Genomic DNA, 3,008 nt, shown 5'->3' on the forward strand with positions numbered 1-3,008 from the left:
CGCCCGGCGCTCGCTGCTCACCCTGGTCGAGCTGGGGTACGCGGAGGTCGACGGCCGGGCCTTCCGGCCGCTGCCGCGCGTGCTGGAGCTCGGCTACGCCCCCCTCGCGGAGCTCGGCTTCACCGACATCGCCCAGCCGCACATGCGCGAACTGGTCCGCACCGTCCATGAGTCGGCGTCCCTCGCCGTACTCGACGGCGGCGACATCCGCTACATCGCGCGCGTCCCCACCGTCCGCATCATGAGCGTCAACATCACCATCGGCACCCGCTTCCCCGCCTACGCGACCTCCATGGGCCGGGTGCTGCTCGCGGGCCTGGACGCCGACGCCCGCGCCGCCCACCTCGCCGGGGTGCGGCCGGAGGCGCTGACCCGGCACACCGTGACCGACGTGGCCGAGCTGGCGCGCGTGGTGGAGCACGCGGCGGCGGAGGGGTACGCCCTGGTCGACCAGGAGCTGGAGGACGGGCTGCGGTCGCTCGCCGTGCCCGTAAGGGACGCGCGCGGACGCGTGGTGGCCGCGCTCAACGTGGCCACCCACGCCGGCCGCGGCACCGCCGAGAGCGCCCGCGGCGAGCTCCTCCCGGCGCTGCGCGCCACCGCGGCCCGTATCGAGGCCGATCTGGCCACGGCCTCGGCGCATCACGCCCTGGGGGCGGGTGAGAGAGTGGGGGCATGAGAGCGGCGAACACCCCGGGGGCGGGGCGCACCGGCCATGTCGTGGTCATCGGCGGCGGAATCGCGGGCCTCGCGGCGGCCCACCGGCTGCTGGACGGCGGGGCGCGGGTGACGGTCCTGGAGGCGTCGGGACGGCTCGGCGGCAAGCTGCGCTCGGGGGAGATCGAGGGCGTACCGGTGGACCTGGGCGCCGAGTCGATGCTCGCCCGCCGCCCGGAGGCCGTCGAGCTGGCGCGCGCCGTGGGCCTCGGCGACCGGCTGCAGCCACCCGCGACCGCGACCGCCTCGCTCTGGACGCGTGGCGGGCTGCGCCCGATGCCCAAGGGGCATGTGATGGGCGTCCCCGGCGATCTGGAGCCGCTGGCCGCGTCCGGGGTGATCTCGGCGGAGGGGCTGGCCCGGATCGCCCGTGACCGCGAGCTGCCGCCCACACCGGTCGGCGAGGACGTGGCGCTCGGCGGGTATCTGGCGGAGCGGCTCGGCCGCGAGGTCGTGGACCGGCTGGTGGAACCGCTGCTGGGCGGGGTGTACGCGGGTGATGTGTACCGCACATCGATGCGCGCGTCGGTCCCCACCCTCTTCGAGGTGGCCCAGTCCGGCCGCCCGCTGACCGAGGGCGTCCGGGAGCTGGCCGAGCGCTCCGCGCGACGGCAGGACGGCCCGGTGTTCATGGGCATCGACGGCGGGATCGGGCGGCTGCCGCTCGCGGTCGCCGACGCCGTACGGGCCGCGGGCGGCGAGATCCGAACCGGGGCGCCGGTACGGGAACTGCGGCGCACCGCCGACGGCTGGACCGTCACGGTGGACGGCGCGGGCGGTACGGGCGGCGTGGACGGTACGGGCGGCGTGGACGGTATGGACGGCGCGGGCGGCGTGGACGGCGTGGGTAGTACGGACGGCCCGCCGGTGGTGGCGGCGGACGCCGTGGTGCTGGCGGTGCCCGCGCCCGCCGCCGCCCGGCTGCTGGCCGCCGGGGCCCCGGCCGCCTCCGCCGAGCTGGCCACCGTGGACTACGCCTCGATGGCGCTGGTCACCATGGCCTTCCGGCGCACCGATGTGGCCTCGCTCGCCGAGGGCAGCGGCTTCCTGGTGCCGCCGGTCGACGGCCGGACGATCAAGGCGGCCACGTTCTCCAGCCGCAAGTGGGGCTGGCTGCGCGACGCCGGTCCCGATCTCTTCGTGCTGCGTACCTCGATCGGGCGGTTTGACGACGAGGCGGATCTGAAGCGGGACGACGCCGATCTGGTAAGGATGTCGCTCGCCGATCTCGGCGAGGCCGTCGGCCTGGCAGCGCGGCCCGTCGCGAGCCGGGTGGACCGCTGGGACGGCGGACTGCCCCAGTACCCGGTGGGCCATCTCGACCGGGTCGCCCGCATCCGCGCCGAGGTCGCCAAGGTGCCGGGGCTGGCGGTGTGCGGCGCCCTCTACGACGGGGTGGGCATCCCCGCGTGCGTCGGCAGCGCCCGTAAGGCGGCCGATGAGCTGCTGGGCACCCTGGCGGCCACCCTGGAGCCGGGCGCCGGAGCCGGCGAGCGAGAATAGGGCCATGACTGCTGCACCTGAGAAGACTCCCAACGCCGGTAAGAAGGCCAAGGACCTCAACGAGGTCATCCGCTACACCCTGTGGTCGGTGTTCCGGCTGCGCGATGTGCTGCCGGAGGACCGCACCGGCTACGCCGACGAGGTCGAGGAGCTCTTCTCCCAGCTCGCCGCCAAGGACGTCACCGTGCGCGGCACCTACGACGTGTCCGGGCTGCGCGCCGACGCGGACGTCATGATCTGGTGGCACTCGGAGACCTCCGACGCCCTGCAGGAGGCGTACAACCTCTTCCGCCGCACCCGGCTGGGGCGGCATCTGGAGCCGGTGTGGTCCAACATGGCGCTGCACCGCCCGGCCGAGTTCAACAAGTCCCATATCCCGGCGTTCCTCGCGGACGAGAACGCGCGCGAGTACGTCAGCGTGTACCCGTTCGTCCGCTCCTACGACTGGTACCTGCTGCCCGACGAGGACCGCCGCCGGATGCTCGCGGACCACGGCAAGATGGCCCGCGGCTACCCCGATGTGCGCGCCAACACGGTGGCGTCCTTCTCGCTCGGCGACTACGAGTGGATCCTGGCCTTCGAGGCGGACGAGCTGCACCGGATCGTCGACCTGATGCGCCATCTGCGGGGCTCCGAGGCGCGCCGGCACGTGCGCGAGGAGGTGCCGTTCTACACCGGGCGGCGCAAGCCGGTCTCCGAGCTCGTCGCCGGGCTGGCCTGACGCCCTCACGGGGCGCCCGGCGGACCACGCGGCGGAGCCGCATATCGATGCTTCCCCCTCCCCGCCC

At 74.6% G+C, this 3,008-nt stretch carries 3 protein-coding genes; all 3 read left to right on the top strand.

Annotated elements, in window-relative coordinates; translation table 11 throughout:
• Positions 1 to 679, top strand: a 679-nt coding sequence (locus tag GWI24_RS42835) for an IclR family transcriptional regulator C-terminal domain-containing protein (protein WP_281791649.1), incomplete at its 5' end; no start/stop codon positions are given.
• Entirely contained in the window at positions 676 to 2,220 is a 1,545-nt protein-coding gene (hemG, locus tag GWI24_RS42840) for a protoporphyrinogen oxidase (RefSeq protein WP_210951422.1), read from the top strand. The genes GWI24_RS42835 and hemG, both read left to right, overlap by 4 nt.
• A gap of 4 nt (positions 2,221 to 2,224) precedes the next feature.
• Positions 2,225 to 2,941 carry a hydrogen peroxide-dependent heme synthase gene (hemQ, locus tag GWI24_RS42845; protein WP_210951423.1) on the top strand — a complete coding sequence of 239 codons (717 nt, stop codon included), beginning with the start codon at positions 2,225 to 2,227 and terminating at the stop codon, positions 2,939 to 2,941.
• Positions 2,942 to 3,008 lie beyond the last annotated feature (67 nt).

Source organism: Streptomyces sp. MK37H, assembly GCF_018035285.1.
Classification (GTDB): domain Bacteria; phylum Actinomycetota; class Actinomycetes; order Streptomycetales; family Streptomycetaceae; genus Streptomyces; species Streptomyces endocoffeicus.